This is a genomic window from Methylobacterium sp. WL18 (genome assembly GCF_008040015.1).
GTDB classification, from domain to species: Bacteria; Pseudomonadota; Alphaproteobacteria; order Rhizobiales; family Beijerinckiaceae; genus Methylobacterium; species Methylobacterium mesophilicum.
Genome location: NZ_VRVD01000726.1, coordinates 1 through 2,151, shown reverse-complemented (window position 1 = coordinate 2,151; position 2,151 = coordinate 1). Strand labels below are relative to the sequence as shown.

General features: G+C 58.7%; 2 protein-coding genes. Both read left to right on the top strand.

From position 1 onward, the window contains the following. Window positions 1–230: 230 nt before the first annotated feature. Window positions 231–590: a HigA family addiction module antitoxin gene (locus FV228_RS27525; protein WP_147857412.1), complete on the top strand. Its 360-nt coding sequence runs from the start codon at window positions 231–233 to the stop codon at window positions 588–590. A 647-nt stretch (window positions 591–1,237) separates the two neighbouring features. Continuing rightward, a protein-coding gene (locus FV228_RS27520) for an IS5 family transposase (RefSeq protein WP_147857411.1) occupies window positions 1,238–1,995 on the top strand; the annotation gives its coding sequence in 2 pieces (ribosomal slippage) (window positions 1,238–1,550 and window positions 1,550–1,995; 759 coding nt in all). Window positions 1,996–2,151: the final 156 nt, after the last annotated feature.

The following is a 2,151-nucleotide window of genomic DNA, read 5'->3' as shown; positions in this document are numbered from 1 at the left end:
AATTTAAATATTATAAACTTTTTTGTGGGCATCAAAGATGTCGTTTAATCAAGTCCACGGATTTATATCTATGTTTTCAGTGTTGAAAAAATCACGGAACCTTTTTGATCTGTAGCGTAAAATTCTCGATCCCCAAGGAGAGATAAGTTTTAATGCCATATCATCTAAAATAGCAGGTTTCGATCTGTCACCTATTCGTTGATGGTTCAAAATCCAGTGAGGGAATCATTATGAATTCACCTTATGTATCAGAGAATCCCTGCCATCCTGGCGGGTTCGTTCGTCGCAATGTCCTTGAGCCGCGCAACCTGGCCGTCATGGCTGCGGCCAGCCTGCTCAACGTGACGCGCCAAACGCTGTCCGACTTCCTGAACGAGAAGGCCCCACTCACGGCCGAACTGGCTCTACGGATCGAGAAGGTGTTCGGGTCCCGCATGGAAATGCTGATGGAGATGCAGACCCGCTTCGATATCTCGCGCGCGCGGAAACTCGAACGGAGGGTCGAGAGGGAACTCGCGGGCCGGACGGGCGTCCAACCCCCGACCGAAAGGACTCAGGTGATCGTCAAGCGCGTCCACGCGTTCGGGTGAGCTCAGTTCGCGGCGACCGGATCTCCGGGATACCGCAACGGTACCGGATCCCCCTGCGCGACGCGGGGTGAACGCGCATCAGTCCGGCCTCCACGCCTTCGTCGCCTCTAGGCCGGGACACGCTGCTTGGCCGCATGATGGACGACTCCGAAAAACACCTCAGCGCGTTTCCACACGGGACCGGGTGACGATCGCAGGGGGACCAGCCCCCACGCCTCGATATCGATCGTCGTCACGGGCCAAGGCGACCGGAATTTTCCATATCGGACGATATCGCGCGCGCGATCCTGATCGTGTTGCATCGGATTCATTTGATCAGGCCGTATCGCGGCAATATTTTACCTGCGAATAGCGGAGAGTTTACAAGTAACGGCAATTAAATTCTTGGCGTATTTGATCCGAATCTACAAATAACGCTAAGATTGACATGCGGAAATCCGATTGGTATCGGCGCTTTGCTTAAATCTGCAAGGCAATAAAATTTGTATCCGGCAAAATATATTAAAAAGATGGGCGGCTAAGTTAATCGGCAAGTCCGATGCTGCTGGCGGAGCGCTGCTTGCGCCCATGTGGCCTAGGTCGTGAACCCATAACGGGTGGCACGGTTTGGTCGGGGCGTCGTTGGTTCTCCGAATGGAGGACCGAGGATGGCGCGGTTTGACCTGACGGACGCAGAGTGGGCGGTGATCGAGCCGGTTCTGCCGACGGACGTACGCGGCAAGGATCGGGTGGACGACCGACGGGTGCTGAACGGGATCTTCTGGCGGCTGCGCACGGGTGCGCCGTGGGCCGACATCCCGGCGCGTTACGGGCCCTACACGACCTGCGGCAACCGCTTCCGGCGCTGGCGCAAGCGCGGCATTTGGGATCGGCTTCTGGCTGCTGTGTCGAAGGCTTACGAGGGCGATCTGCAGATGATCGACGCCACCAGCGTGCGGGTGCACCAGCATGCAGCCTGCGCCAAAAAAAAGACGGCGGATCCGGTGGCATGGGTCGCTCACGGGGCGGCCTGACCAGCAAGATCCACGCGCTGGTGGATGCCGAGGGCCGTCCCGTTGCGCTGAAGATCACGCCCGGTCAGGCGCATGACGGGCGCTCGGCGACCGACATGCTGGGCGGGCTGGGTGAAGGCCAGGTCCTGCTAGGTGACCGGGCCTACGACAGCGATGCGCTGCGAGCCCGGATGTCCGAGCAGGGTGCTTGGGCGAACGTGAAGCCGATGCCCAACCGAAAGCAGGTCTTGGCCTTCAGCCCGTTCCTGTACAAGTACCGCAATCGGGTCGAACGCTTCTTCAGCAAGATCAAGCACTTCCGTGCCGTCGCCACCCGCTACGACAAGGATCCCGACAACTTTCTTGCCAGCGTCAAACTCGCCGCCGTTCGGGTCTGGCTACGAACTTTATGAGTCCGCGACCTAGCACTACTTTGGCAGTCTGACTTCAGGGTGGCAGATTGAGAACGGCGTCACAGTGCGGGCATCGCCGCGGTGGTGGCTGACTGAGGTGATCCAGGATGGCTTGGCGGATCGCCGGCATCGAGGGCTGGGGCGGCGGGCAGGCGC